The organism is Rhodopirellula sp. UBA1907 (assembly GCF_002337565.1).
In the GTDB taxonomy this organism is placed as follows: domain Bacteria; phylum Planctomycetota; class Planctomycetia; order Pirellulales; family Pirellulaceae; genus Rhodopirellula; species Rhodopirellula europaea.
Map to the genome: position 1 here is coordinate 1 of NZ_DDGH01000091.1, position 2,280 is coordinate 2,280.

Genomic DNA, 2,280 nt, shown 5'->3' on the forward strand with positions numbered 1-2,280 from the left:
CAGTTATTCACCGTGCGTTGCTTGGTTGGTGCAAACTGAACTTCCTGGCGACGGTCGATGATTCGCCAGTCCGTGTGACTTACGTTCTTCGCGACGGACACGTCGACGTCACCCGGTACACCGGCGAAGACGGCTATTCGCCGCGTCAATTCTTTGTGCGACTGCACACTTCGCACGGCCAGCCACCGCACTGGAATGGACGGCGGCTCTGGTCCTTTTTCATCGACGCCATGGCGATCGCGATGGTCACCTGGGGCGCGACCGGCCTGTTGATGTGGTGGCAGATCAAACGAACGCGGTTGATTGGCAGCGGTGTCATTGCGATCAGCGTTCTGACAGCAGCCTTCATGTACTACAGCATGATGGATTTCTATGCCGCCACGAAGCTTTGATTTCGCGGGCGGAAACGAATCCATCTATCACACCGCACCATCGCGGGGTGCATTTCGCTACACGCCAGCTTACTTTTGCAACTAATTCTCAGTTGCAATAACCAAGCCAGCCCGGAACCGTCGGCATCGCCGGCTCTTCCTCCGCCAGCCAGGAACGTGACAACAAATTGTTGACATCTTTCTTTCGCGGAGGTGCCCCTTGGGGTATGCCAAACAAAACCGGTCCAGCCGTTCAGCATTCACTTTGGTCGAATTGCTGGTTGTAATCGCCATCATTGGAGTCTTGGTCGGGTTGTTACTGCCGGCGGTTCAGGCTGCACGCGAAGCCGCACGGCGATTGCAATGCAGCAACAACATGCGGCAAATCGGACTTGCCTGCCACAACTACCACAGTGCTCTGAGAACACTTCCACCGGGCCGGCTGGTCTACGACGGAACTGGATCCACTGGAGATCCAACCAAGGTGGTGACCGGATTCTTGGCGATGATCCTGCCTTACATCGAAGGCTCGAATCTTCACGACACCTACGACCAGCACTTCGGTTTCGACGACGTCGCCAACCAACCCGCCGTCAACCAAAGGGTCCCTTCATACAGCTGCCCGTCCACGCCTGGTGACCAACCGATGCCAATCTATGCCGGTTGGAACGTCGGTTGGACGACCGACATCAACGGACTCCCGGACATCACCGGGATGGCGACGGACTACCAAGGAGTTCGAGGGTTGCATCATCTGCAAGAAACACCAACGGGTGACACGGTTCACGTGTGGGATTCGGACTGTGGAATCCTGAACGAACGCGGCAGTCGTTTCGCAGACATCCTGGACGGGACGAGCAACACGATTTTGCTGTTCGAAATGTCCGGCAAACCGGGGCAATGGAAGATGGGCCGAGAACAAGGACCGCCCACCAACGCGCAGTTCTACAGCTACGGACCTTGGGCCGGCAACAACGGCGTCGGCGTCTACAACTGGTCACGAGATGGGCTCATGAAAGGTTGCGACACTTGCGACCAATTCATCAACGTCGACAACGAAGCCTCGCCATACAGCTTTCACCCCGGTCTCGTGACCATCGTCTTGGCAGACGGCTCCACCCGAACGCTAACCGATTCGATCTCGTCCGAGATCTACACCAACCTCTGCCGCAAAAACGACCGAAACGTAATCGGAGAATATTGACCCCGATCGGCCCGAAATTGTCTTCGGATGGGAACGTTTTCTAAGTGGGGAACGGGTTGTAAAATTGCACGCACAAACGCAACACTGAATCTCGTTATCATGGTTGTGGCGTTGAAGTTGTGTTGCAATCGCGTCCTCGTTAAACCAACCAGCCCCCCACTTCAACAGCGATCACAATTTGATGGGCGTTCAGCGTGACCGAAAAGCCTACGGTTGCGTACTTCGCAACGACAGAAACCGTCTTCGTCAGCTGCTTGGCAAACACCCCGAACTTTTGACATCCCCCGACGCTTGGATCGTCGCTGCCGCCGTGCTGAACAACCCAGGCATTCTCGGCTGGCTTGTGTCACGAGGCGTGAACCCAGATTCCAGGCTGGGCGCGCGCTCCGATACACCTCTCATGCTTGCGATCTCTTTGCACAAGAACTCGATTGTCGAAACATTGCTGAAGCTTGGTGCGGATCCAGACGCACGAGACGAGCTAGGCGACACCTGCCTTTCGAGAGCAATCGATGAACGGAACGTGCCCGCGATGCGAATGCTGGCGGACTTCGGGGCCGACCTCTCACTGACCGATTCAGCCACTCTGTGGTAAGGAGGCCGTGCAGTTTTTTGATCCCGCTTTTCGGCAGGTTTACACACGGCGTACCTCTCCCGAAACGAAGTTTGGGGAGAGCGATACACTAGGTCGAGCGACGCCGTTCA

Annotated in this window: 3 protein-coding genes; all 3 read left to right on the forward strand. The window is 56.3% G+C overall.

Features of this window, described 5'->3' with window-relative positions:
* The coding region (locus B2R17_RS20815) for a hypothetical protein (protein WP_286765488.1) at positions 1 to 392 on the forward strand (392 nt) is incomplete at its 5' end.
* Between the two features lie 199 nt (positions 393 to 591).
* On the forward strand, positions 592 to 1,575 hold the full coding sequence (locus B2R17_RS20820; RefSeq protein WP_286765489.1) for a DUF1559 domain-containing protein: 984 nt from the start codon (positions 592 to 594) through the stop codon (positions 1,573 to 1,575).
* A 181-nt stretch (positions 1,576 to 1,756) separates the two neighbouring features.
* Positions 1,757 to 2,170 (forward strand): ankyrin repeat domain-containing protein, encoded by a 414-nt coding sequence (locus B2R17_RS20825; protein ID WP_286765490.1) that lies wholly within the window; start codon positions 1,757 to 1,759, stop codon positions 2,168 to 2,170.
* Positions 2,171 to 2,280 lie beyond the last annotated feature (110 nt).